This window comes from Tepidamorphus sp. 3E244, assembly GCF_046159835.1.
Taxonomy (GTDB): domain Bacteria; phylum Pseudomonadota; class Alphaproteobacteria; order Rhizobiales; family Tepidamorphaceae; genus JACKJK01.
The window spans coordinates 1383996-1408165 of sequence record NZ_JBJXCY010000001.1 but is presented as its reverse complement, the minus strand read 5'-3'; the positions used below and the strand labels follow the sequence as shown (position 1 = coordinate 1408165).

At 64.7% G+C, this 24170-nt stretch carries 21 protein-coding genes; 10 read left to right on the top strand and 11 right to left on the bottom strand.

Translation table 11 applies throughout. The annotated features are described in order from the left end of the window. The first annotated feature begins 1 nt into the window (after position 1). The 8 genes from trpE (at position 2) to lexA (ending at position 7093) form a co-directional block, all read left to right on the top strand. On the top strand, positions 2-1522 hold the full coding sequence (gene trpE / locus ACKTEK_RS06625; RefSeq protein ID WP_409164444.1) for an anthranilate synthase component I: 1521 nt from the start codon (positions 2-4) through the stop codon (positions 1520-1522). Then, positions 1519-2055, top strand: a complete 537-nt coding sequence (locus ACKTEK_RS06620; protein ID WP_409164443.1) for a hypothetical protein — start codon at positions 1519-1521, stop codon at positions 2053-2055. The genes trpE and ACKTEK_RS06620 overlap by 4 nt, the downstream gene beginning before the upstream one ends. Further along, on the top strand, positions 2052-2642 hold the full coding sequence (locus ACKTEK_RS06615; protein ID WP_409164442.1) for an anthranilate synthase component II: 591 nt from the start codon (positions 2052-2054) through the stop codon (positions 2640-2642). Before ACKTEK_RS06620 ends, ACKTEK_RS06615 begins: the two co-directional genes overlap by 4 nt. A gap of 38 nt (positions 2643-2680) precedes the next feature. Further along, positions 2681-3694 carry an anthranilate phosphoribosyltransferase gene (gene trpD, locus ACKTEK_RS06610; RefSeq protein ID WP_409164441.1) on the top strand — a complete coding sequence of 338 codons (1014 nt, stop codon included), beginning with the start codon at positions 2681-2683 and terminating at the stop codon, positions 3692-3694. Beyond that, positions 3687-4508, top strand: a complete 822-nt coding sequence (trpC, locus tag ACKTEK_RS06605) for an indole-3-glycerol phosphate synthase TrpC (protein ID WP_409164440.1) — start codon at positions 3687-3689, stop codon at positions 4506-4508. Before trpD ends, trpC begins: the two co-directional genes overlap by 8 nt. Positions 4509-4515: 7 nt before the next feature. After that, positions 4516-5004 (top strand): cyclic pyranopterin monophosphate synthase MoaC, encoded by a 489-nt coding sequence (gene moaC / locus ACKTEK_RS06600; RefSeq protein WP_409164439.1) that lies wholly within the window; start codon positions 4516-4518, stop codon positions 5002-5004. Continuing rightward, positions 5001-6209, top strand: coding sequence for a gephyrin-like molybdotransferase Glp (gene glp, locus ACKTEK_RS06595; RefSeq protein WP_409164438.1), 1209 nt, complete (start codon positions 5001-5003; stop codon positions 6207-6209). Before moaC ends, glp begins: the two co-directional genes overlap by 4 nt. 170 nt (positions 6210-6379) lie before the next feature. Next, the gene (gene lexA / locus ACKTEK_RS06590) at positions 6380-7093 is read left to right on the top strand and encodes a transcriptional repressor LexA (RefSeq protein WP_409164437.1); all 714 of its coding nucleotides are present in this window, start codon (positions 6380-6382) and stop codon (positions 7091-7093) included. Here the strand turns inward: lexA and ACKTEK_RS06585 are convergent. Continuing rightward, complete coding sequence (locus ACKTEK_RS06585) at positions 7087-9348, bottom strand: ComEC/Rec2 family competence protein (protein WP_409164436.1); 2262 nt, start codon at positions 9346-9348, stop codon at positions 7087-7089. The two genes, lexA and ACKTEK_RS06585, sit on opposite strands and share 7 nt — an antisense overlap. Positions 9349-9480: 132 nt before the next feature. Between ACKTEK_RS06585 and gltX the strand changes: the two genes are divergently transcribed. Continuing rightward, positions 9481-10917, top strand: coding sequence for a glutamate--tRNA ligase (gene gltX, locus ACKTEK_RS06580; protein ID WP_409164435.1), 1437 nt, complete (start codon positions 9481-9483; stop codon positions 10915-10917). Positions 10918-11133: 216 nt separating this feature from the next. Then, positions 11134-12426: a citrate synthase gene (gene gltA / locus ACKTEK_RS06575; protein ID WP_409164434.1), complete on the top strand. Its 1293-nt coding sequence runs from the start codon at positions 11134-11136 to the stop codon at positions 12424-12426. A 67-nt stretch (positions 12427-12493) separates the two neighbouring features. On the opposite strand, the gene lpxB is transcribed toward gltA, so the two are convergent. The 10 genes from lpxB to ACKTEK_RS06525 form a co-directional block, all read right to left on the bottom strand. Further along, positions 12494-13678: a lipid-A-disaccharide synthase gene (gene lpxB, locus ACKTEK_RS06570; protein ID WP_409164433.1), complete on the bottom strand. Its 1185-nt coding sequence runs from the start codon at positions 13676-13678 to the stop codon at positions 12494-12496. Further along, complete coding sequence (locus ACKTEK_RS06565; protein WP_409164432.1) at positions 13678-14532, bottom strand: LpxI family protein; 855 nt, start codon at positions 14530-14532, stop codon at positions 13678-13680. The genes lpxB and ACKTEK_RS06565 overlap by 1 nt, the downstream gene beginning before the upstream one ends. A 26-nt stretch (positions 14533-14558) precedes the next feature. Continuing rightward, complete coding sequence (gene lpxA, locus ACKTEK_RS06560; protein WP_409164431.1) at positions 14559-15359, bottom strand: acyl-ACP--UDP-N-acetylglucosamine O-acyltransferase; 801 nt, start codon at positions 15357-15359, stop codon at positions 14559-14561. Positions 15360-15382: 23 nt separating this feature from the next. Further along, entirely contained in the window at positions 15383-15853 is a 471-nt protein-coding gene (gene fabZ, locus ACKTEK_RS06555) for a 3-hydroxyacyl-ACP dehydratase FabZ (RefSeq protein WP_409164430.1), read from the bottom strand. Beyond that, on the bottom strand, positions 15850-16923 hold the full coding sequence (gene lpxD / locus ACKTEK_RS06550; RefSeq protein WP_409164429.1) for a UDP-3-O-(3-hydroxymyristoyl)glucosamine N-acyltransferase: 1074 nt from the start codon (positions 16921-16923) through the stop codon (positions 15850-15852). The genes fabZ and lpxD overlap by 4 nt, the downstream gene beginning before the upstream one ends. 205 nt (positions 16924-17128) lie before the next feature. After that, positions 17129-19498, bottom strand: a complete 2370-nt coding sequence (gene bamA / locus ACKTEK_RS06545) for an outer membrane protein assembly factor BamA (protein ID WP_409164428.1) — start codon at positions 19496-19498, stop codon at positions 17129-17131. A 420-nt stretch (positions 19499-19918) separates the two neighbouring features. After that, complete coding sequence (gene rseP, locus ACKTEK_RS06540) at positions 19919-21064, bottom strand: RIP metalloprotease RseP (protein WP_409164427.1); 1146 nt, start codon at positions 21062-21064, stop codon at positions 19919-19921. Between the two features lie 228 nt (positions 21065-21292). Continuing rightward, positions 21293-22498, bottom strand: coding sequence for a 1-deoxy-D-xylulose-5-phosphate reductoisomerase (gene dxr, locus ACKTEK_RS06535; RefSeq protein ID WP_409164426.1), 1206 nt, complete (start codon positions 22496-22498; stop codon positions 21293-21295). Next, positions 22495-23373, bottom strand: a complete 879-nt coding sequence (locus ACKTEK_RS06530; RefSeq protein WP_409164425.1) for a phosphatidate cytidylyltransferase — start codon at positions 23371-23373, stop codon at positions 22495-22497. The genes dxr and ACKTEK_RS06530 overlap by 4 nt, the downstream gene beginning before the upstream one ends. A gap of 15 nt (positions 23374-23388) precedes the next feature. After that, on the bottom strand, positions 23389-24147 hold the full coding sequence (locus ACKTEK_RS06525) for an isoprenyl transferase (protein ID WP_409164424.1): 759 nt from the start codon (positions 24145-24147) through the stop codon (positions 23389-23391). Positions 24148-24170 lie beyond the last annotated feature (23 nt).

The following is a 24170-nucleotide window of genomic DNA, read 5'->3' as shown; positions in this document are numbered from 1 at the left end:
GATGAACGTCGAACCCGCTTTTGGTGACTTTGAAACGACCTATGCCGCCGGCAAGCCGCAGGTTGTCTGGACCCGGCTTGTGGCCGACCTGGAAACCCCGGTCTCGGCCATGCTCAAGCTGTCGGCGGGACGTTCCAAGTGCTTCCTGCTGGAATCGGTCGAGGGCGGTGCGGTTCGCGGGCGCTACTCGATCATCGGGCTCAGCCCCGACCTGATCTTCCGCGCGCAGGGCGAGAAGGCGGAGGTGAACACTGACGCGCTGAACGATCCCGATGCGTTCACGGCCCTGCCCGACTCTACGCTGGAAGCGCTGCGCAAGCTGATCGCGGAAAACCGCATCGAATTGCCGGAGAGCCTGCCGCCGATGTCTGCCGGCATCTTCGGCTACCTCGGATACGACACGGTGCGGCTGATGGAAGAGCTGCCGGAGCCGAATCCGGATGTGCTCGGGACGCCGGACGCAATCCTGGTGCGTCCGACGGTCGTCGTCATCTTCGATGCCGTGCGCGACGAGATCACGGTCGTCACGCCGGTTCGCAAGAAGGACGGCCTGAACGCCAACGCCGCCTATTCCCGCGCCATCGACCGGCTGAATGGCGTCGTCGACGGACTCGATACGCCGCTCGACAAGTCGGCCATCACCGAGGACGACATCGAGGCTGCGACCGGCACCCCCGTCTCCAACACGACGCCGGACGAATACAAGCAGATGGTGGCGCGTGCGAAGGAGTACATTGCGGCTGGCGACATCTTCCAAGTGGTGCTGAGCCAGCGCTTCGAGGCGCCGTTCTCGCTGCCGCCCTTCGCGCTCTACCGCGCGCTGCGCCGCGTGAACCCAGCGCCGTTCCTCTACTTCCTCGATTTCGACGACTTCGCCGTTGTCGGCTCCAGCCCGGAAATCCTTGTTCGCGTGCGCGAAGGCAAGGTCACGATCCGCCCCATCGCCGGCACCCGCCCGCGCGGTGCGACGCCTGCAGAGGACCGCGCGCTTTCCGAAGAGCTGCTCGCCGACCCGAAGGAATGCGCCGAGCACCTGATGCTGCTGGATCTCGGGCGCAACGACGTTGGCCGCGTCTCGAAGATCGGCACGGTGGAAGTCACCGACCGCTTCTTTCTCGAATATTATAGCCAGGTCATGCACATCGTCTCCAACGTCGAGGGCAAGCTTGCCGACGGCAAGGACGCGATCGACGGCCTCGTTGCGGGCTTCCCGGCGGGTACCGTGTCGGGTGCGCCAAAGGTGCGCGCCATGGAGATCATCGACGAGCTGGAGAAGGAAAAGCGCGGTATCTATGCCGGTGCCATCGGCTACTTTTCCGCGGACGGCGAGATGGACACCTGCATCGTGCTGCGCACGTCCATCGTGCGCGATGGCAAGATGTACGTTCAGGCCGGTGCCGGCATTGTCGCGGATTCGGTGCCTGAATCGGAACAGGCCGAATGCGTCAACAAGGCCAAGGCCCTGTTCCGCGCAGCCGAGGAAGCCGTCCGCTTTGCAGCCAGTGCCGGCCGCGGCCAGTGAGCGGCAGCGACGCGGACGACATATCGCCAAAGCGGCAAGGCGTTCTTCTGGCAGCGCTCGTATCCGGTGTGCTGGCGATCGTCTTTGCAGTCCTTTTCATGTCGTGGAGTGGGCTTGTCGCCACCACGTCGGAAACCATGCTCGCGGCGATACTGGTCGTCAGCGCGGGGGGCGCCGGTGCGCTGACAGGCGGTGTGATGTTCGCGACGATCGTGCGCGTGGCCAGCCGGTTTGCCCCGTTGCAGGCGCTGGTTGCCGGTGTGCTTGCCATTCCGGCTGCCAATCTTGCCATGTGGGCATTCTTCTTCGCGTTTTCAGGCATCCTCAGCCACGTCTCGGATCCCGACAGTCTCGTCACCAGCGTCGGCAGCGGGCCGTTTGGAGCGGGTACGATCTATCTCGCCTTTGCTTCCACCATGCTGACGGGCGCTTTCACTGTGCCTCTGTCCGTTGCGGGCTTGATCGGTGTCACCCTATGGTGCAGACGAAAGCACCTTGAGACTCCGGAGCGGCCAGAACCGCGACTGCCATGATCATTCTCATCGACAATTACGACAGCTTCACCTGGAACCTCGTCCACTATCTCGGTGAACTCGGTGCCGAGGTCGAAGTCCATCGCAACGACCGCATCAGCGTCGACGAGGTGATGGACGCCAAGCCCGACGGCATCGTGCTATCGCCCGGCCCCTGCACGCCCAACGAGGCAGGTATCTGCATGGACCTGATCCGCCGTGCCGGTGAAACCACGCCTCTATTCGGCGTCTGCCTCGGCCACCAGGCCATCGGCCAGGTCTATGGTGGCGACGTGGTGCGCGCCGATGCGCTGTTCCACGGCAAGACAAGCACCATGCACAATGACGGAACCGGCCTGTTCGCCGGCCTGCCTGAAGCCTTCACCGCCACGCGCTACCACTCGCTGACCGTCGACCCGGCGAGCCTGCCGAACACGCTGAGCGTCAACGCGAAGACCTCCGACGGCACGATCATGGGCCTGCGCCATGCCGAACACCCGGTTCACGGCGTGCAGTTCCATCCCGAAAGCATTGCCTCGGAGCATGGTCACGCCCTGCTCCGCAATTTTCTTGAAATCGTGAAGAACCACGCGAAAGTTCCGGCCTGATCGCTGGCAATGCGGGGCGCGAAGGGGTAATCGAGCCTATGGCTTCCATGAAGGACATGATCGGCAAGGTCGCGACGGGTGAAAGCCTGTCGGTCGAGGATGCGCGCGCCGCCTTCGAGATCATCATGAGCGGCGAAGCCACCCCGAGCCAGATCGGCGGCTTCCTGATGGCGCTGCGGGTGCGCGGCGAGACCGTGGACGAGATCACCGGCGCGGCGCAGATCATGCGCTCCAAGATGGTGCCGGTCGAAGCCCCCGATGATGCCATGGACGTTGTCGGCACCGGCGGCGACGGCAGCGGCACATACAACATTTCAACCGCCACCGCCTTCGTGGTGGCCGGTGCGGGCGTACCCGTCGCCAAGCACGGCAACCGCGCGCTGTCGTCCAGGTCCGGCGCGGCCGACGTTCTCGCGTCACTTGGTGTCGATATCGACATCGACCCGGACAAGATCGGCCAGTCGATCCGCGAAGCCGGCCTCGGCTTCATGTTCGCGCCGATGCACCATTCCGCGATGAAGCATGTCGGCCCGACGCGCGTCGAACTTGGCACGCGCACGGTGTTCAACCTGCTGGGGCCACTGTCCAATCCGGCCAGCGTCAAGCGTGCGCTGGTCGGCGTGTTCTCGCTTGAGTGGGTCGAGCCTGTCGCCCATGTGCTGAACCAGCTCGGCATGGAGCGCGCCTGGGTGGTGCACGGCTCCGACGGGCTGGACGAGATCACCACCACCGGCCCGACGCGCGTTGCCTCGCTGGAAGGCGGCAAGGTCTCGACCTTCGACATCGACCCGCAGAGCGTCGATATTTCCATCGCCGACCCGTCCTATCTGAAGGGCGGCGACGGCGACCACAACGCGGCTGCGCTGCGCTCGGTGCTGAACGGTGATCGCGGGCCATACCGCGATATCGTGCTGATGAATGCGGGCGCCGCGCTCGTCGTCGCCGGCAAGGCCAAGGATTTGGCGGCTGGCGTCAATCTCGCCGCCGAGGTCATCGATTGCGGTGATGCCCAGCAGCGCCTGGCAGAGGTCGTGAGGGTCACCAATGGCTGACATCCTGCGCAAAATCGAAGAGTACAAGCGCGTCGAAATCGCCGAGGCCAAGAAGGCCCGCCCGCTGGACGCCGTCAAGGAAGCTGCGCGTGCCGCCTCACCGGTCCGCGATTTTCACGGCGCGCTGCAGTCGAAGATCGACGCAGGCCACACCGCGCTGATTGCCGAGATCAAGAAGGCCAGCCCCTCCAAGGGCCTGATCCGCGCCGACTTCGATCCGCCGTCGCTGGCGAAGGCCTACGAGGACGGTGGCGCGGCCTGCCTCTCCGTGCTGACGGATACGCCGTCGTTCCAGGGTGCGCCGGAATTCCTTCAGGCTGCGCGCGATGCCTGCGCCCTGCCCGCACTGCGCAAGGACTTCCTCTACGAGCCGTACCAGGTGGTGGAAGCGCGCGCGATGGGTGCCGATTGCATCCTCATCATCATGGCCTCCGTCGACGACGAGACCGCAGCCGCGCTGGAGCGCGAGGCCTTCGAGTGGGGCATGTCGGTTCTGGTCGAGGTTCACGAGGAGGACGAGCTCGACCGCGCACTGAAGCTCACCTCGCCGCTGCTCGGCATCAACAACCGCAACCTGCGCACCTTCAACGTGACGCTGCAAACCAGCGAACGGCTGGCCGCGCGCGTGCCCGAGGGCAAGCTGCTGGTCGGCGAGAGCGGTATCTTCACGCCGCAGGATGTCTCGCGTCTGGCCGATATCGGCATTCACACGCTGCTGGTCGGCGAAAGCCTGATGCGGCAGGACGATGTGGCCGCCGCGACCCGCGCACTGCTGAAACCGGCGGATGCGAGCGCCGCCCGGGCCGCGGGTTGACGCGGCCATGAGCAAAGGCAAGCTCACCCACGTCGATGCCTCAGGCAAGGCGCAGATGGTCGATGTCGGCGACAAGGCCAGCACCGTTCGCGTGGCCCGCGCCGAGGGCATCATTTCCATGCTGCCGGAAACGCTGGACCTGATCGTCTCCGGCGAGACCAAGAAGGGCGACGTTCTCGCCGTGGCCCGCATCGCCGGCATCATGGCCGCCAAGAAGACGCACGAACTCATTCCACTCTGCCATCCGCTGATGCTGTCGAAGGTCTCGGTCGAGCTGGTTCCCGAGCCGGAAAACAGCCGCGTGCGCGTCACCGCAGAGGCCCGCCTGACCGGCCAGACCGGCGTCGAGATGGAGGCGCTGATCGCCTGCTCCGTCGCCTGCCTCACGGTCTACGACATGGTGAAGGCGGTTGATCGCGGCATGACGATTTCCGGCATCCGGCTGCTGAACAAGTCCGGCGGCAAATCCGGCGACTATTCCGCCGAGCCCGCATGAGCCTGCTGCCCGTCGACGAGGCTTTGGCGCGGCTTCTGTCGGGCGCAAAGCCGACGGGAACCGAGCAGGTCGGCATTGCCGTGGCAGACCTGCGCGTTCTCGCTGAACCAATGGCCGCGACACGCACCCAGCCGCCTTGGGCAACCTCCGCCATGGATGGCTACGCCGTGCGCGCGAGCGACGTTGAAAGCGACACGTCACTGCGCGTCATCGGGTCGGCTGCGGCAGGCGCGCGCTTCGACGGCACCCTGAACGCTGGCGAGGCCGTGCGCATCTTTACCGGAGCGCCACTGCCGGACGGGGCGGACACCATCGTCATCCAGGAAAACGTCGCGCGCGACGGCGACACGATCCGCGTGCCTGCAACCGAGGCGGGCCGCTTCGTGCGCCCGCGCGGCATGGATTTCAGCGAGGGCGATGCACTTCTCGACGCCGGCAGGGTCCTGACGCCTGCCCGCGTCGCGCTTGCCGCTGCCATGGGTCATGCCACCGTTCCCGTTCGCCGCAAGCCGCGCTTCGCGATTCTCTCGACCGGCGATGAACTCGTGCTGCCCGGCGAGAATGTCGGCCCGGACCAGATCGTCGCCTCCAACAATTTCGGCGTCGCCGCAATGCTACGCATGGCAGGGGCCGAGGCCACCGACCTCGGCGTCGCGCCGGATGATCGCAAGATCATCGCCGCAAAGCTTGCGCAGGCTGTCGAAGCCGGAGCGGATGCCGTGGTCACCACGGGTGGCGCATCCGTTGGCGACCACGACCACATGCAGGATGTGCTGGCCGATCTCGGCGTCGAGATGGGCTTCTGGAAGATCGCCATGCGCCCCGGCAAGCCGCTGATGTTCGGGCGACGCGGCGAGCAGTCCTTCATCGGCCTCCCAGGCAACCCGGTGTCGGCCATCGTCTGCGCGCGACTGTTTCTCGTGCCGCTGGCGCGTGCGCTGCTCGGGGTGCAGCAGGCCGAAGAACCCGACCATGCCGTACTGGGCCGCGAGATGCCGGAGAACGACCACCGGCAGGACTATGTCCGGGCGCGGCTTGCCATAGAGAACGGCCTCCACGTGGCGCATCCCTTCTCGCGGCAGGACAGCTCCATGCTGGCGACACTGGGGCGCACGGACGTGCTGGTCGTGCGGCCGCCCCATGCCCCGAAAGCGGACGCGGGTGAGCCGTGCCGCTACGTCTCGCTGCTTCCGTCCATCGATTGACGCGGCTGACGCGGCGGAACCCCACCCCGAACATTTACCGAACATTTACGGTTGTAGAACAAGTTCGGAACATGTAGACAATGTTCCTGATTTGTACATGCCGATTCTTCGCATTGGCGCCTACAGGCAGTCACGCGAATGACCCGGACAGACAGCGAGCGGACCTGGCCATGCTGACACGCAAGCAACGTGAACTCCTTTTGTTCATTCACGAGCGGTTGAAAGAATCCGGCGTTCCGCCTTCGTTCGACGAGATGAAGGAAGCGCTGGACCTGCGGTCCAAGTCCGGCATCCACCGGCTGATCACGGCGCTGGAAGAGCGCGGCTTCATTCGCCGCCTGCCGCACCGCGCCCGTGCGCTGGAAATCGTCAAGCTGCCGGATGCCATGTCCCCTGCCATGCCCGCTTCGCGCGGTCGTGGATTCTCGCCAAATGTGGTGGAAGGCGGGCTTGGCAAGCGGCAGCCGCCGCGTGAGGATTCCCACAGTGACAGCGGCAGTGATTCCGTTGCGATCCCGGTGATGGGGCGCATCGCGGCCGGTACGCCCATCGAGGCGATCCAGACCCACTCGCACACCATCTCGGTCCCGGCAGACATGCTCACCACCGGCGAACATTTCGCGCTGGAAGTGCGTGGCGACTCCATGATCGAGGCCGGCATTCTCGATGGCGATACGGTCCTGATCCGCAAGTCCGATACCGCCGATACGGGCGAGATCGTCGTTGCGCTGGTCGATGACGAGGAAGCGACCCTCAAGCGCCTGCGGCGCAAGGGTGCGTCCATCGCGCTGGAAGCCGCCAACCCGAACTACGAGACGCGCATCTTCGGTCCGGACCGGGTGCGAATCCAGGGCCGGCTGGCGGGCCTGTTCCGCCGCTACTGAGCGCCCTGCTCTGCGTCCGGACTGTCTGGCCCGGGTTGCGCACGATGCCAGATCCGGTGACGGCGCGCGTCGTTCGCGCCCGTCACTTCGAAAGCCAGAGCGCTTGCGTTGCTGGCAGAATCGACGCGGATGCCGAGCGCGCCGCGGTCCTCCAGCATGTCGGTGGTGACCGCAAGACGTGCCGCGCAACTTGCCGGCCTCTGCGTGTAAGCTGACAGGACGACGATATCCGCCCCATCGCAGGCATCGAGAGCGGTCTGCTCCTTCGCTTGCAGCGACACGGTGACCGGCTGTCCCCGCGCTGTTGCCGCGGTCACGCGGCACGCGGTTGCGTCGCAACGCGCAACAGCCGCCAGCCCCTCCTCCAACGGTCTCGGATCGCCGCTGCGCCGCAGCCATGTCTCGATGACGAACCCCGCCTTGCGTTTCGCCGCGAAAACCAGTTCTCCGTTGCCGGTCTGGATGGCGGCAAGGTCTCCGTCCCGGTCGATGAGAATGTCCGGCGGGCGCGAGGCTTGCGCCGCCCCGATCGCCAGCACCATGCCGACCGCGGCCCCGGCATAGCGCCATGCCCCGCGCCAGATGACGAGCCACATAAGGGCGAGCGCTGTCAGCCAGAGCGACAGCGCAGGGAAAGCAGCAACCGGCATCTCGGCATGGGACAGGCTTGCAACCCAGCTTGCGACCGCGACGACGGCATCGACGCCCGCCCCCATCAACTTCAGCGGCAAAACTTCCAGCCCCAGCGGCATGGCGAGGCCTGAAATCACCGCGGACGGCATGACCCAGAAGCTTACGATCGGCATGGCGAGCACGTTGCCGAGAAGGCCATAAGGCGCGAACCGGTTGAAGTGGTAGGCGGCGAACGGCGCGGTTGACAGGCCACCGACAAGCGCGGTGATGACGAGTGCGGTCAGGAAGAAGCGCAGCCCCGCGAACCGCCGCGTGGCGAAGACCTCTTCGTCCTTTTGCAGCCGTCGCCTGCGCGTCGTCTCGTAGATGCTGACCAGTGCCGCGGTTGCCGCGAACGACATCTGGAAACCAGCCTCCAGCACTGCGGACGGCTTGAAGACGATGATCGCGATTGCCGCGATGGCGACGTTGCGCAAGGTCAGCGCGGGTCTGTCGAGCAATACGGCTGTGAACATCACGGCTGTCATGATGAAGGCGCGCTGCGCCGAAACCGGCGCGCCGGACAACGCCAGATAGGATGCCGCGACCGCAATCGCCGCGAGTGCGGCGTATTTGCGCGTCGGGTGGTTGAGCGCCAGCCCGCCGACGCCCGCCAGCACCGTTCGCAGCGCCATGAAGATCGACCCAGCGACCAGCGCCATGTGCAGGCCCGAAATCGCGAGAATGTGCTGCAGGCCCGCTGCGCGCAGCGCGTCCTGCGGTTCATCGCCGATGCCGCCTCGTTTTCCCACGATGAGCGCGCTGGCGATCTCCCCGCTCTGCCCCGGCAATGTCGTGCGGATGCGCTGTGCTGTGGCATCCCGCAACCGTTCGACCTGTGCGGAAAACCCTGTCGCCTGCGTGCCATTACCGGCCATCTCGACGGACCCGATTGCGAAACCGACCGCCCCGATCCGTTCCAGATAGGCACGGCGCGCGAAGTCGAACCCGCCGGGTGCGGCCGGCTCCGGCGGCGGCATCAGGATCGAACGCACCGAAACGTTCTCGCCCACCCGCCTTGCCACATCGTCGCCGCGCCGTGTGACCGTCACGATGTCGGGTGCCGCGTGCGCGGGATAGCCGGAGACGCGCTCGACCTTGAGCGTGTAGCGCCACGCGCCGCCATCCCGTTTTTCGACCTCAAGCACACGGCCTTCGACCGTCACCGGGCCACTGCGCCCTTGAAGCGTAGGTGCCTGGGCGCGATGCGCCTCGATGCCCGCCAGCGCGGCACCGAGCGCAACCGCGGCGAGCATCGCAAGCACTGCCAGCACAAGCGGGCGCGACCGCGCCATTCCTGCAGCAACGATCAGGACTGCGGCAATGCCCGTCAGGACCGGCAAGAACGGCTCGCGCGGGAGTGCGAAGTAGAGCGAAACGCCGAGCGCCATGGCGACCGGCAGCCAGATGAACCAGCGGTCATGCTCGTCCAGAAGCTGTGCCAGCGGGTTCTCCCGCCAGCGGTCGTACACGCGGCCAAGCGCGATGCGCAGCGACAGCAGGTTGACGCGCCGGCGCGCCGGGCGGGACGGCACAAACCGGCGCGCGGGACGTGTCGATGTCGGCTTGTCCTGCGGGCGCATGGGGCAACCCTAAGCACAAACTGCCTGAGCGTCACCGGGCGCGCAGGCGTGCAAGTGTTGAACTTGCGCGCAATCCGTGGTCTTCACTGCGCTTCTGAAGATATGCCTCAGCACAATCCGGAGTTCACATCCATGAGCGGAACGCCCGTCGTCACGCGCTTTGCCCCCTCGCCGACCGGCTACCTGCACATCGGCGGCGCTCGCACGGCTCTGTTCAACTGGCTCTATGCCCGGCACATGGGCGGCAAGATGCTGCTGCGCATCGAGGACACCGACCGCCAGCGCTCGACCGACGAGGCCGTGACCGCGATCCTGGAAGGCATGAAGTGGCTTGGCCTCGACTGGGACGGCGAACCCGTCTCGCAGTTCTCGCGGCTGGACGAACACAAGAAGGCGGTCGACGCGCTGCTCGCCAGCGGCAATGCCTACAAGTGCTACTGCTCGCGCGAGGAACTCGACGCGATGCGCGAGAAGGCCACGGCAGAAGGCCGCCCGCCGCGCTACGACGGGACCTGGCGCGACCGCTCCGAGGATGATGCGCCGGAAGGCGTCGCCCCGGTCGTGCGATTCCGGTCGCCTGAGGAAGGCGAGACGGTCATCGAGGACCAGGTGCAGGGCACCGTCACCTTCGCCAACAAGGAGCTCGACGACCTCATCATCCTGCGCTCCGACGGCACGCCGACCTACAACCTCTCCGTGGTGGTGGACGACCACGACATGGGCGTGACCCATATCGTGCGCGGCGTCGACCACCTGACGAATGCCGCCCGCCAGACGCAGATCTACAAGGCGCTCGGCTGGGACGTGCCGGTCATGGCGCACATTCCGCTGATCCACGGTCCGGACGGCGCCAAGCTGTCCAAGCGCCACGGGGCGCTCGGCGTCGAGGCCTACCGCGAGATGGGCTACCTGCCGCAGGCGATGCGCAATTACCTCGCGCGGCTCGGATGGAGCCACGGCGACGACGAGGTGTTCTCCACCGAGCAGATGATCTCGTGGTTCGAACTGTCGGGCATCGGCAAGTCGGCGGCCCGCTTCGACTTCGCGAAGCTGGAAAACCTCAACGGCCACTACATGCGCTCGCTCGACGACGCGGTGCTGCTGGAGGAATTCTTCACCAGCCTGCCGTACTTGCCCGGCGGCAAGGACTTCGCGGCCGCGCTGACACCGGAAAGCCGCGAAGCATTCCGCATTGCCCTGCCCGGCCTGAAGGACCGCGCCAAGACGCTGGTCGAGCTTGTCTCCGGTGCGCAGTTTCTGGTGGCGCAGCGACCGCTCACCGTCGACGAGAAGGCCGAAAAGCTGCTGACCGACGAGGCCCGCGCGATACTGGGCGAACTCAACGCGGAGTTCGAGGCACTGGGAGACTGGGCCATGGAGCCGCTGGAATCCGTCGTTCGCGACTTTGCAGAGCGCAAGGAGCTGAAACTCGGAAAGGTCGCCCAGCCGCTGCGCGCCGCGTTGACGGGCACAACAACCTCGCCGGGCATTTTCGATGTTTTGCTGGTGCTTGGCCGCGAGGAAAGTCTAGGCCGCATCGCCGATCAGGCTAAGACGAACGGATCATAGGCAAAAACCCGACTGCACCGCTCGCCAACTTGCGATTTGGGGGTAAATCGGCTACCCAGTAGCCCGTAATTTCTTGACTTCGGACCGGACCTCCCCGCCGTCTATGGCAACTGACGGAAGGTGCCAGCAAGCGCAATGCATTGCTGACGCCAGTGGGCGCGATTGGAAGAATTTCGCAATCGGAGGCCGACCGCGGCGCAACTCGGGAGACGGATGATGGCTGATAATTCCGCCAAACTGGATGTTGGTTCGGAGCAGATTGACCTGCCGATCATGAGCGGATCGATCGGACCGGACGTCGCGGACATTTCCAAGCTCTATGCCCAGACGGGCATGTTCACCTACGATCCGGGCTTCACCTCGACCGCCAGTTGCGAATCCAAGATTACCTATATCGACGGTGACGAAGGGATCCTGCTCTATCGCGGCTACCCGATCGAGCAGCTTGCCGAGCATGGCGACTTCCTGGAAACCTGCTACCTGCTGCTCTACGGCGAACTGCCGACGCCGCAGCAGAAGGCTGATTTCGACCATCGCGTGACCAACCACACGATGCTGCACGAGCAGATGGCGCGCTTCTATTCCGGCTTCCGCCGAGACGCGCACCCGATGGCCATCATGTGCGGCGTCGTCGGCGCCATGTCGGCGTTCTACCACGACTCCACCGACATCGCGGACCCATACCAGCGCATGGTCGCCTCGGTGCGCATGATCGCGAAAATGCCGACGATTGCGGCGATGGCCTACAAGTACTCCGTCGGCCAACCCTTCATCTATCCGCGCAACGAACTCGATTTCGCTTCCAACTTCCTGCACATGTGCTTCGCGGTGCCGTGCCAGGAATACAAGGTGAATCCGATCCTTTCGCGTGCCATGGACCGCATCTTCATCCTGCACGCCGACCACGAGCAGAACGCGTCGACCTCCACCGTTCGCCTCGCGGGCTCCTCGGGCGCCAACCCGTTCGCCTGCATCGCTGCCGGCATTGCCTGCCTCTGGGGTCCGGCCCACGGCGGCGCAAACGAAGCGGCCCTCGAAATGCTGCAGGAAATCGGTTCGGTGGACCGCATTCCCGAGTTCATCGACCGCGCCAAGGACAAGAACGACCCGTTCCGCCTGATGGGCTTCGGTCACCGCGTCTACAAGAACTACGATCCGCGCGCCCGCGTGATGCAGCGCACCTGCCACGAGGTTCTGGCCGAAGTGGGCATCAAGGACGATCCCCTGCTGGACGTGGCAATGGAGCTGGAGAAGATCGCGCTTCACGACGAGTACTTCGTCGAGAAGAAGCTCTATCCCAACATCGACTTCTATTCCGGCATCACGCTGAAGGCGCTCGGCTTCCCGACCACCATGTTCACCGTGCTGTTCGCGCTTGCGCGCACCGTCGGCTGGATCGCCCAGTGGAAGGAAATGATCGAGGACCCGAAGCAGAAGATCGGCCGTCCGCGCCAGCTCTACACGGGCTCGACGCGTCGCGACTATGTGCCGATGACCTCGCGCAAGTAGTCTTTCCGCGGCATTCGAATGTGAACGAGGGCTGCCCCGATGGGGTGGCCCTTTTTCGTTCTATCGCTCACTTGCCCAGAAGCTTGTCGCCGCGTTTCGCCGCCATCGTCGCAAGTACGGTGTCGGCAGCGATCTCGGCGGGGCTGCGCTCGCCTGTCGACATCTTCGCATCGAGTTCGCGAAGGCTCTCAGTCATGGCACGTCGTTCCGGCGTATCGGCGAGCAACATGGCAACGGCCGCACCCAGCGTTTCGGGGCGCAGCATGTTTCCGAGATACTCGCGGATTGCCGGGCGGCCGATGATGAGGTTCGGCAAGACGGCGGTCCATATGCGTATAAACGGCATGACCGGCAGCATCATCGTCTCGACCTTGTAGGCGACCACCATCGGGACGCCGGCGATGGCCAGTTCGAGCGTCGAGGTACCGGACGCAACGAGCGCGGCATGGGCCGAGCGGAAGGCCTGGTCCCGCTCGTCCTTGCCGGAAACGACCGCCACATCCACCGGCCAGTCACGGACCAGTTCGCGTACGTCTTCGGCAATGCGCGGCAGCGTCGGCACGGTGACCGTGAACGACGCGCCGTGTTGCCTGGCAAAGCTCAGCGCCTCACCGAACAGGGCACCATGCCCGCGCAACTCGCTGCGGCGGCTGCCGGGCATCACCAGCAGGTTCGGTGGATTTGCTTCAGCCAGCGGGGCGCGCTCGCCGCGTGACGGGCGCAGGTCATGCAGGCGCGACAGCAGCGGATGGCCGGTATAGGTGCAGGGAGGCCCGCCCAGATCACGGTGTGCATCCGGCTCGAACGGCAGCAGCGCCAGCAGATGGTCGATATAGGGCACCATCGCCTTGGCCCGGCCGGAACGCCATGCCCAGACGGACGGCGAAACCCATTTCACGATGGGGATTTTCGGTGCGCGCGCGCGCAGCTTGCGGGCAACACGGAGGTTGAAGTCCGGTGCGTCGACCAGGATCGCGACGTCGGGCTGAAATGATGCTGCAGCCTTGCTTGCCTGCTCGATCCGACGCAGCAGCGAGGGCAGCTGCCTGAGCACGGCGCTGACGCCCATGATGGACAGTTCGTCCATGGGAAACAGCGAGGCAAGGCCATGCTCGGACAGCGCATCGCCGCCAATGCCGGCGATCTCGACGGTATCGAACCGTTTCTTGAGTTCGGCTATGAGCGTCGCGGCGAGCCTGTCGCCGGATTCCTCGCCCGCGATGACGAAAACCTTGAGCGCTGACGCGCCCATCACACAGCATCCCGCGCGATGCCGGCAACGAAGATGCCGGCGCGCTCGGCTTCCTCGCGGACGGCGTTCGGCGTCGCCAGGAGGACTTCTCCGGCGGCAATCGCAATGCCGGCCAGCCCGCTCTCGGCCGCCTTGCGCACCGTGTCGCTGCCGATGACGGGCATGTCCATGCGCATTTCCTGACCGGGCTTTGCCGTCTTCACGAGGATGCCGCTGGGTACTTTCACCCGCAGCCTTCCATTGGCGCGCAACGTGGAGATGCGTTCGATCATCAGGTCCGTGCCTTCCGCCGCCTCGACGGCGAGAATGCGCCGGTCGTGCACAATGATCGCCTGCCCGATGTCGAACGCGCCAAGCCCGGCAACAACATCGAATCCGAACGCGATATCTTCCGATTGCACGCGCGTCGGCTTCTTGCGCGACAAGGCCCCGCTGGTTGCGGCAAAGGATGGCGCGATATCGAGCGGCCCGGCGAGCGACAGCCCCCAGGAATCGACGATGGAGCTGATTGCGCGCGACGTGCTGTCGTCGCCGCCGATACGGGTCTTGAGGATCTTGGGAAGCATGGCGACGCCGCCGGCATCCCAGGCGACGGCCGCGTAGTCCGGGCGATAGAAGCGGCCGGAAAAGACGACGCGCTCGACCTTGTCGGCCTTCATCTGGCGCTTCATGCGGCCGACTTCGCCAAGACCGAAAACAGCGTCCGGCTTGAGGTTCTGCGCGTACAGGCCGTCAATTCCGTAGACGACGAGGTCGACGCCCGTGGCGCGGCCCTCTTCGGCTAGGTAGGACGGCAATTCGCCCTCCCCTGAATACAACGCGATGCGTCCGCCGCCTGTGCCCTGACCGCTCATGGTTGACCGCCACAGGGCATGAGGCGTCACACGCGCGAAGCGTCACGCGGGGTGCAGAATGCGCGTCCGGAACCGGTCTTCAGGAAATCCACGATCATGCGGACAAGCGGATTGTCCTCGTACTGCTTCTCGACCGCCTGCGCGCGGTCCTGAAGCGTGCCGGAACCGGAGAAAACCTGCTTGTAGGCATTCCGCAACTCGTGGATCGTCTTGCGGTCATAGCCGCGACGTTTGAGCCCCACGATGTTCAACCCGCCAAGTTCGGCGCGGTCGCCAACAACGGAGCCGAAGGGGATGACGTCCTTGGTCACGCCGGACACGCCACCGACGAATGCGCCGGTACCAATGCGGCAATGCTGGTGCACCGCGGCGAGCCCGGAGATGATGACCCCGTCACCGACATGGCAGTGGCCGCCAATCGTCGCGCTGTTGGCGAAAACGACATTGCTGCCCACCGAGCAGTCGTGCGCGACGTGGGAATAGGCCATGAAGTAGCAATTGGAGCCAACGCGCGTCAGACCGCTGCCGGTCGACATGCCACGGTTCATCGTGACGCTCTCGCGGATGGTGGTGTTGTCGCCAACCTCAAGCCGGGTCCCCACACCCTTGTCGCCGGTGTGCTGGGGCGGTCCGCCAAGCGCGGCGAACGGATGGACGATACAGCCCGCACCCAGGCTCATCGAACCTTCCAGAGACACGTGCGAACGCAGCACGGCACCATCGCCGACCGTCACCTCGGGCCCGATGACACAGAAGGGACCGATCTCGACGCCCTCCCCAATCTCGGCGCTGGGATCAACATGTGCTGACGCGTGTATTGTTGTCATGGTCATTCCGTTCGGCGGCGAAGTCAGATCGCCTCGGTAATCATGGCAGTCATTTCGGCCTCGGCGACCTTCTCGCCATCGACCAACGCTTCGCCGGCAAAACGCCAGACGTTTCGGCGGCGTTGCAGCAGGCGCACGTGATAATGCAGCGCGTCACCAGGCACCACCGGCCTGCGGAACTTCGCCTCGTTGATGGCCATGAAGTAGACCCGCTTCGGCACATCGGAATTTTCAAGCACCAGAGCGACGGTCCCGGCGGTCTGCGCCAGGCCCTCGACGATCAGCACGCCGGGCATGATCGGCTGGTCTGGAAAGTGACCCTGAAAATGCGGCTCGTTCGCGGTGACGTTCTTCAGCCCGATGCCGGACATGTCCTCGTTGATTTCCAGCATCCGGTCAACCAGGAGAAAAGGATACCGATGCGGCAGCATCTCCATGATCTTGAGGATATCCGCCGCTTCCATCTTCTTCGGCGGCTTTTCAGCCGTGGTCATCGATCTGTCTCCTTGGTGGCGCTCGAAACGCCACGCTTCTCGGCTTCGATACGTTCGCGCACCATGCGCTGAAGTGTGAAAAGTTCGCGGAACCACTGCCGGACAGGCAGCACGGGTACGCCGCCATAGTCGCCGGGTTCGGTGATGTCGTTCTGGACTGCGCTGAGTGCCGTGATGCGAGCACCGCTGCAGATGGTGACGTGATTGTTGACCGATGAGTCTCCGCCGATCATCACGCCGTCGCCCAGCGTCACGCTGCCGGCGAGCGCGACCTTGCTGACGATGATGCAGAACCGCCCGACGACGCAGTTGTGGGCAATCTGGACGAGGTTGTCGATCTTGGTCCCCTCGCCGATCATCGTGTCGCGGACAGCGCCACGATCGATGCAGGTTCCAGCCCCGATCTCGACATCGTTCTGGATGATGACCCGGCCCACCTGGTGCGCCTTTTCAATGCCGCTCGGTCCCGGCGAGTAGCCAAAACCATCCTGCCCGATGCAGACGCCGGGATGCAGGATCACCCTGTCGCCCAGGAATGCATGCGTCACGTTGGAGTTGGGGCCAATGCTGCCGTCGCGCCCGACCCGCACATCCGCTCCGATCACCGCGCTTGCCATGACCCGCGTGCCGCTGCCGACCTGCGCACGCGGGCCGATGACAGCGCCCGGTTCGACGATGACACCGTCTTCCAGCTCGGCTGTCGGGTGAACATGGGACCGCTCGGAGATTCCGGCGTCGTCCCACACGGCCAGCGGCTTTGAAGCCTGCGGGTAGAACAGGCGAACCAGCGCTTCGAACGACTCGGCCGGATTGGCGCTGACCAGCACGGCTATGCCGTCAGGAACCTGATCGGCAAAACGCTGCTTGGTGATGACAGCGCCCGCAGAGCTTGCTTTCAGGTCTTCGAGATAGGCCGTGTTGGCGAAAAAGCTGATGTCGCCCGCACCGGCATTGTCGAGGCTGGCCACGTCGCTCAGCTCAAGCCCGGCATCACCCCGGACGCGTTCCGCATCAATTGTCTCGGCCAGCTTGGCCAGTGTGTGCGGTCCAGTGGGCTTGTAGAACGGCATCGGGACGAGAACTCACAAGTCGCTTGGAGACAATCAGCGAACCACGGGCGCTGCCGGGTCCGGCATTCGTTCGTTAACTGGTCGCTTTTCTAGCCTGCTTTGAAAGCTCTGAAAAGCATGGCCCGACAATGCCGAGCGGGGCAGCTGTTTCAAACGAAACGGCCCGCCATTGGCGGGCCGTCGTGTCGTCAGACTGGCGCAGGCGTCAGAAGCGCGTGCCGCCACCGAACTTGAAGATCTGCGTTTCGTCGTAGTCTTCCTTGGTGAGCGGAATACCCACGTCGCCACGCAGCAGGCCGAAGGGCGAATCCCACAGGATGCTGAGACCCGCCGACGACCGGATGGAGTTGTCGTCGTTCACACCCAGACCTGGAGCGAAGTCGGTCGCGTCCGTGTTCGTCAGGATCGCCGCATCCGCGAAGATCGCGCCGGAGAAGCCCAGATCCGCAGGAATGACCGGAAGCGGGAACTGAAGCTCGGCCGTTGCCGTCACATAGATGTTGCCGCCGAGAGCGTCCGGGCTAGCCGGATCAGAATCTCGCGGACCGAATGACTCAAAGCCGCGGATCGACGGGCGGAAGGCATCGACCGGGCGGACACTGTCCCCGCTCCAGCCAGCGATATGGCCGCCCTTGAGCTGGAACATGGTCACAAGGCGCGGGCGCACTTCGTGGAAGTGCGTGATCGAGGCTTCCGTCTTCACGAAATTCACGTCGCCACCGATGCCGGCAATGTCCTGCCCGAACTTGGCGATCACGCCATTGCGCGGACGGCGTGGATCATCAAGCGTCGAGTAGATGAACTCGTAGGACGCGACCGAGTAGATGAAGTCGCCCTCAGAGGCCTGAATCGCCGCCGATGCGTTGTCCGTATTGCTGATCTCACGATTGAACAGCGAATAGGCGATGTTCAGACGGAGGTCTTCGTTGAGCGGCAGCCCCATACGCACCGTTCCACCAACGTCGGAACGATCGAACTCGGAACTGTCGGAGCGGTTGTACTCACGTGCGAACACATCGAAGCCGGCAGCCACGCGGCGACCCATGAAATAGGGCTCGGTGAAGCTGAACTCGAAGGTCTGGCTGTCTTCGCCGTAGCCGACGCTGGCGCGAACCTTCTGGCCACGGCCAAGGAAGTTGCGCTCGCCAATCGACATGTTGGCCAGGAAGCCCGATGCGGACGAATAGCCCGCGCCAACTGTGAATTCACCGGTCGGCTGTTCGGTCACGTCGACATTCACGATCACACGGTCCGGCGTCGAACCGGGCTCGTTGGTGATGTTGACCTGCTCGAAATAGCCCAGCGCGATCAGCCGGCGACGTGCACGGTCGACCAGGACGCGATTGTAGGGATCGCCCTCGGCGAAGTCGAACTCGCGGCGGATGACGCTGTCGAGCGTGCGGGTGTTGCCGCGGATGTTGATGCGCTCGACATAGGCCCGCTGGCCTTCGTCCACCACATAGGTGATGCCGATGGTGAGCGCGCCGGAATCACGGTCGCCGCGCGGACGCACGGTGGCGAACGCATAACCTGACTTGGCGAGCTCGATCGTCAGCTCTTCCGAGGTCTCCTCGACTTGTTCGGCGTTGTAGACACGGCCTTCGCGCGTCTTCACGCCGCCCAGAAGCGCGTTGGGATCGATGTCGGGCACGTTGGATTCAACGTCGATCATGCCAAAGCGGTACTGCGGGCCTTCCTCGACGGTGAACGTCACGTAGAAGACGTTGCGCTCACGGTCGAGTTCAGCGACAGCCGACAGCACGCGGAAGTCGGCATAGCCCATCTTCAGGTAGTGGCGGCGCAGGAGTTCCTGGTCAGCCTCGAGGCGCTGCGGATCATAGATGTCCGACGTGCGCAGCCAGCTGAGCCAGTTCGCCTGGCGCGAGGTCACGACTTCGCGAAGCTGCGGGTCGGAGAATGCCTCGTTGCCCACGAAATTGATGCGCTGAATGGACGTCTTCTCGGATTCGTCGATTTCGAACACGAGGTTCACGCGGTTGTCCGGCAGATCGATGATCTTCGGGTCAACCGTCGCGCCGAAACGGCCAATACGGCGATAGAGCTGGAGAATGCGGCGGGTGTCGCGCTGGACCTTGGCGCGGGTCAGCATGCCACGCGGCTGCGACTCCACTTCGGAATTCAGAACGACGTCGTCGAGGCGCTTGTTGCCCTCGAACACGACGCGGTTGATGAGCGGCGCTTCCACCACGGTCACGACAAGGCGCGTGCTGCTCATGCCGATGGACACGTCCTCGAAAAGGCCGGTCTGGAACAGGAGCTTCACGGATTCGCTGGCGGCGTAATCGCTGTAGCGCTGGCCCGGCGACATGGTGACGTAGGAGCGAACCGTGTCGTCGTCGACGCGGCGGTTGCCCTCGACCACGATGGCAGAGATCGTCTGCGCGGACGCGACCGACGGCGCGACAGTCAGCGCACCCGCGACACTTGCGGTCACGAGAAGCGACAAGGCCAGGAAGCGGATCGCGGCTGCGCGAACCTTCCCGGCAAAACCTGGCAGGACCCCACCGGCGGTGCCGGCGAACTTCGAGTGCGGGTTGTCGATCTGTTCGATCATCTGACCTTCTCTTTGACGCGCGGTTCCGTGAAAGGACCCCCGGACCGCATCGTTGTACGCCAGGCATCGACTTCTGCAACGTTATGCAGAAAGCGGCGCGCCCGGCGCATTTTGCCAAAAGAGAATTGTCGTTGAAACGGTTCGCGACGAACAAAAAGCAACCATCCGGCATCACATCCGTTGGTCGCGCTGCCTACGCGTACACCCCGTCCCGGCAATCCCCTTTAGCCAAACCCCGATGCCGCAAGAACGCTGCGGCTCACACTAACCAGGTGACATGTCCCGACCCGAAACGAGTCACCTACCTACTCAGCGATGGTTTGTAGCTTGAAAACATCGCTACGCAAACCACCATCGCGTCACTTCTCGACTGTTGGGCCAGACCCGTTGCAAAGAGGCAACGGCTGGACATTTCACAAGTTATCCCAACAGGTTGAGATTCGTGATGTCATTCCACGTCGCAAACAGCATCAGCATGAGCACGAGTGCCAGTCCGATGCGGTAGCTGATGTCCTCGGCACGCGCGCTCAGCGGGCGTCCGCGCAGCGCCTCGATCCCATAAAACAGCAGGTGCCCGCCATCGAGCATGGGCACCGGAAACAGGTTCAGCAGCCCGATGCTGACCGAAAGAATCGCCGTCAGGCTGACGAGCGCGGCGAAACCGGCCTGCTGGGCCACGTCGCCGGAAATCTGCGCGATGCGGATCGGTCCGCCAAGCTGCGACGCATCGTCCTTGCCGGTGACGATGCCGCCGATGAACGAAATCGTCCGCTCGACCACGAACCACGTCTCCCGCATGCCCTTGGCCACGGCCGCGGGCACCGAGTAGCTGACGTGCTGCACGTTGTCGGCATCCGCGTCGCTGGACACGCCGAGCAGGCCGATATTGTGCTTGTTGCCGAAGCGGTCCTCGATCTCGCGCAGATCCGGAACCGCGCTGACAGTGATGGTTTCCCCGCCCCGGTCGAGAACGATTTCAAGCGTGTCACCCGCGCTTGCCGAGACAATGCGCTGAATGTCGGAGAAGGAATCGATCGTCTTGCCGTTGATGGTCCGGATCACGTCACCGGGCTGGATGCCCGCGCGGGAAGCCGCGCTGTCTTCCTGGACGGTGTCGACCGTCGCGGGGCGGACATACTCGCCGGCAATCGCGAAGATGCCTGCGAAGATGACGATGGCGAGGATGAAATTTGCAACCGGCCCGGCCGCGACGACCGCAGCACGCTGCCAGAGCGGCTTGGCGTGGAAACTGACTGCCCGCTCCCCGGCGGACATCTGCGCGATCTTCTCCTGGTCGGGCGCGCTGGCCGCATTGTCGTCACCGTGGAAACGGACGTAGCCGCCAAGCGGGATCGCCGCGACGCGCCAGCGCGTCCCGTGCCTGTCGTTCCAGCCGAACAGCTCCGGGCCGAAACCGACGGAGAAGGCATCAACCTTCACGCCGCACCAGCGGGCGACGAGGAAGTGGCCGAGTTCGTGGAAAAAGACGACGACGGTGAGGACGAAAAGGAAGGGCAGGATGTAACCGAGAGCACCCCCGCCAAATCCTGAAAGAAAATCGAACACGCTTGGGATCCCGATTGCTGTGCCTGGCAGGCCGGCGGGCCGGAATGCCCGTGGCGCCAAGCTCTACTCTAGAGGCCGTGATGGCTTTTTTCAGGCAGGTGAACACGATCGTCCGCACACGCCGCCCGGACCTGTTCAAGCATATCGTAAGTCGATGGAAAAGCCCGCATTTTATCGGTTTCCATCAGCTCTCGATTACCGGGATGGTTACCGCGAGGTGCCGGCCACCTAGCCTGCGAACATGCTACGGGCGGGACGGGCTGCCAGTTCACCTGCCTTGCGGCGCGCCTCGGCATCAAGCGCCATGGCATCGTCGAGGCTTTGCGGGTCACCCAGCGGGCCACCGGCCATGGAGTCCAGCGTTGCCTCGCAGATCGCCACGATGTCCGTGAAGCCGATGGCGCCGGCGAGGAAACGGTCCACGGCGAGTTCGTTGGCACCGTTCACGACGGCAGAGCAGCCCCCGTCTGCTTCCAGAAGCTGGCGTGCGAGCCCCAGTGCGGGGAAACGCCGCCTATCGGGCTGCTCGAAGGTCAGGCTCCCGAGGGCGGCGAGATCGAGCGGATCAACCTGCGCGTCCATGCGCTGCGGCCAGGCAAGCGCCAGCGCAATCGGCACCTTCATGTCGGGATTGGCCATCTGTGCCACCACGGACCCGTCGCGGTAATGCACCAGTCCGTGGATGATGGACTGGGGATGGACCAGCACGTCCAGGCGAGCGGAGTCGATTCCGAAAAGATATTTCGCCTCAATCAGTTCCAGCGCCTTGTTCATCAGGCTGGCCGAGTCGATGGAAATCTTGGACCCCATCGACCAGACCGGATGCGCCAGAGCCTGCTGCGGCGTGACGCGCGCCAATTCGCCGGCTGACAACGTGCGAAACGGCCCGCCCGAGGCGGTGATGACGAGCTTGGAGACATGCGTCAGGTCCGGCGCGCCGCCGATGGCCGGACCGCCCAGTGCCTGCAGGAGCGCGCTGTGCTCGGAATCGACCGGCACCAGCACTGTCGCGTTTTCGCCGACATCGCGCATGAACAGGCTGCCGGCGCACACGAGGCTCTCCTTGTTGGCAAGCGCCACCATGGGCTGGGTACGGGCGGCCGCGAGCGCAGGCGCCAGACCTGCGACACCGACGATTGCCGCGACGACCATGTCGACCGGGCGTGTCGCCGCCTCGCAGAGCGCCGCCCTGCCCGCCGCGACCGTGATGTCGTGCCCTGACAGTGCGACCTTGAGTGCGTCGTAACAGGCTTCGTCGGCAACGACCGCGTGGAGCGCCTTGTGGGTGATGGCCAGTCTTGCGAGGCCTTCAACGTCCCGGTTGGCCGTCAGCGTGTCGATCTCGAAGCGATCCGATTCGGCGGAGACGAGATCGAGCGTGCTCGTCCCCACGGAGCCGGTGGCGCCGAGAATCGTCAGGCGTCTGCGGGTCATTGCGCGACCGACCAGACGAACGGCTCGAAAGTGCGAACGAGCCCGAAGGCGATGGCGATGAGGGCTGCGACGACGGATGCGGTGACGAGGCTGTCGAGCCGGTCCATTGCGCCGCCGTGGCCTGGAATCAGCGTGCCGGAATCCTTCACGCCGTTGCGGCGCTTCACGTAGGATTCAAACAAGTCGCCCATCTGGCCCGCAACCGAGATGACCATGGCGAGCAGGAACGCAAACAGCATAGTTGCCCCATGGGCGCTTTCGGGGCCGGAGATATAGCGCAGGATGATGCCGGCCGACCCGGCGCCCGCAAGACCGGAGATGAACCCGGCCCAGGTCTTCTTCGGTGACACAGATGCCCAGAGCTTCGGCCCGCCGATGGCACGACCGCCGGCATAGGCCGTCATGTCGGTCATCCAGATCACGACCATAAGGAAAACGACCGCAAGCACCCCGCTTTCCAGCCCGCGCAGGTGCACCAGCGCGATGGCGGGCAACCCGCCATAGAAGACACCGGCCGCTGCCCAGATGCGGTGATGACGGGCGAGCGCTGCAATGCACAGCGCACCGCAGCACAGGACGGCAAAGGCAACGCCGGTGTGCTCGAAGATGCCGGCAATGGCCGCGATGACGATGGCAATGGAGCCGAGCACGACGGCGGGAACCGACTGGACTTCGTTGACCATGCGCACCCACTCGCGCAGCAGCAGGATGGCACCAGCCGTGACAAGCACGGCGAACGGCACCTGCCCCAGCCACAGGCAGAGCAGCGCGACGGGAATCATGATGGCGGCGGAAATCATGCGGATGCGCAGGTCGTGCGCGCGGCTGAGCGGGGGCGGCTCAGCGGGTTCGGGCTGCTGCGTGCTGATGTTCATCACTTGCCGCGCCGCCTAGCCTTCGGCCCGCGCCGCTATGCCACCGAAGCGGCGCTTGCGATTGGCGTATTCGCCCAGCGCCTCGTCCAGCATGGCCGCATCGAAATCGGGCCAATATCCGGGAAGAAACACGAACTCGGCATAGGCGCACTGCCACAGCAGGAAGTTGGAGATGCGGTGCTCGCCACTGGTGCGGATCAGCAGGTCGGGATCGGGAATGCCGTCGGTATCGAGGAACCGCTCGAAGCTGTTCTCGTCGATGTCCTGGGGACGGATGGCCCCCTTCAGCACCGCTTCTGCGGCGCGCTTTGCCGCATCAGCAATTTCCGCGCGCGCACCATAGTTGAAGGCAATGACGAGGTTGAACCGGGTATTGTCGCGCGTCAGCGCCTCCGCCTCGTCCAGCATCCGCACGATATCGTCCGGCACCTTGTCGCGGCGGCCGATGATGCGGATGCGAATGCCTTCCTTGTGCAGTTCCGCCAGATCCTTGCGGATGAACCGGCGCAACAGCGAGAAAAGGTCGGCGATTTCCGATTGCGGGCGAACCCAGTTTTCCGAGCTGAACGAGAACAGCGTGACGTATTCGATGTCGCGGTCGGCAGCGGCCTTCACGCAGCGCCGAACCGCCTCGACGCCGGCCTGATGCCCCTTGGTGCGGGACATGCCGCGCTCGGAGGCCCAGCGCCCGTTGCCGTCCATGATGATGGCGACATGGCGCGGACGCTGCTGTCCGGCGCCGTCGGGCGCCGGCGTATTCGCACCCTCGCGCATATGCCGCCTCCGCTGGTTCGCCT

Excerpts from the sequence above, each read along its gene's own strand:
- trpE (WP_409164444.1), top strand. The coding sequence starts at position 2 with ATGAACGTCGAACCCGCTTTTGGTGACTTTGAAACGACCTATGCCGCC.
- ACKTEK_RS06615 (WP_409164442.1), top strand. The coding sequence starts at position 2,052 with ATGATCATTCTCATCGACAATTACGACAGCTTCACCTGGAACCTCGTC.
- trpD (WP_409164441.1), top strand. The coding sequence starts at position 2,681 with ATGGCTTCCATGAAGGACATGATCGGCAAGGTCGCGACGGGTGAAAGC.
- trpC (WP_409164440.1), top strand. The coding sequence starts at position 3,687 with ATGGCTGACATCCTGCGCAAAATCGAAGAGTACAAGCGCGTCGAAATC.
- moaC (WP_409164439.1), top strand. The coding sequence starts at position 4,516 with ATGAGCAAAGGCAAGCTCACCCACGTCGATGCCTCAGGCAAGGCGCAG.
- glp (WP_409164438.1), top strand. The coding sequence starts at position 5,001 with ATGAGCCTGCTGCCCGTCGACGAGGCTTTGGCGCGGCTTCTGTCGGGC.
- lexA (WP_409164437.1), top strand. The coding sequence starts at position 6,380 with ATGCTGACACGCAAGCAACGTGAACTCCTTTTGTTCATTCACGAGCGG.
- ACKTEK_RS06585 (WP_409164436.1), bottom strand. The coding sequence starts at position 9,348 with ATGCGCCCGCAGGACAAGCCGACATCGACACGTCCCGCGCGCCGGTTT.
- gltX (WP_409164435.1), top strand. The coding sequence starts at position 9,481 with ATGAGCGGAACGCCCGTCGTCACGCGCTTTGCCCCCTCGCCGACCGGC.
- gltA (WP_409164434.1), top strand. The coding sequence starts at position 11,134 with ATGGCTGATAATTCCGCCAAACTGGATGTTGGTTCGGAGCAGATTGAC.
- lpxB (WP_409164433.1), bottom strand. The coding sequence starts at position 13,678 with ATGGGCGCGTCAGCGCTCAAGGTTTTCGTCATCGCGGGCGAGGAATCC.
- ACKTEK_RS06565 (WP_409164432.1), bottom strand. The coding sequence starts at position 14,532 with ATGAGCGGTCAGGGCACAGGCGGCGGACGCATCGCGTTGTATTCAGGG.
- lpxA (WP_409164431.1), bottom strand. The coding sequence starts at position 15,359 with ATGACAACAATACACGCGTCAGCACATGTTGATCCCAGCGCCGAGATT.
- fabZ (WP_409164430.1), bottom strand. The coding sequence starts at position 15,853 with ATGACCACGGCTGAAAAGCCGCCGAAGAAGATGGAAGCGGCGGATATC.
- lpxD (WP_409164429.1), bottom strand. The coding sequence starts at position 16,923 with ATGCCGTTCTACAAGCCCACTGGACCGCACACACTGGCCAAGCTGGCC.
- bamA (WP_409164428.1), bottom strand. The coding sequence starts at position 19,498 with ATGATCGAACAGATCGACAACCCGCACTCGAAGTTCGCCGGCACCGCC.
- dxr (WP_409164426.1), bottom strand. The coding sequence starts at position 22,498 with ATGACCCGCAGACGCCTGACGATTCTCGGCGCCACCGGCTCCGTGGGG.
- ACKTEK_RS06530 (WP_409164425.1), bottom strand. The coding sequence starts at position 23,373 with ATGAACATCAGCACGCAGCAGCCCGAACCCGCTGAGCCGCCCCCGCTC.
- ACKTEK_RS06525 (WP_409164424.1), bottom strand. The coding sequence starts at position 24,147 with ATGCGCGAGGGTGCGAATACGCCGGCGCCCGACGGCGCCGGACAGCAG.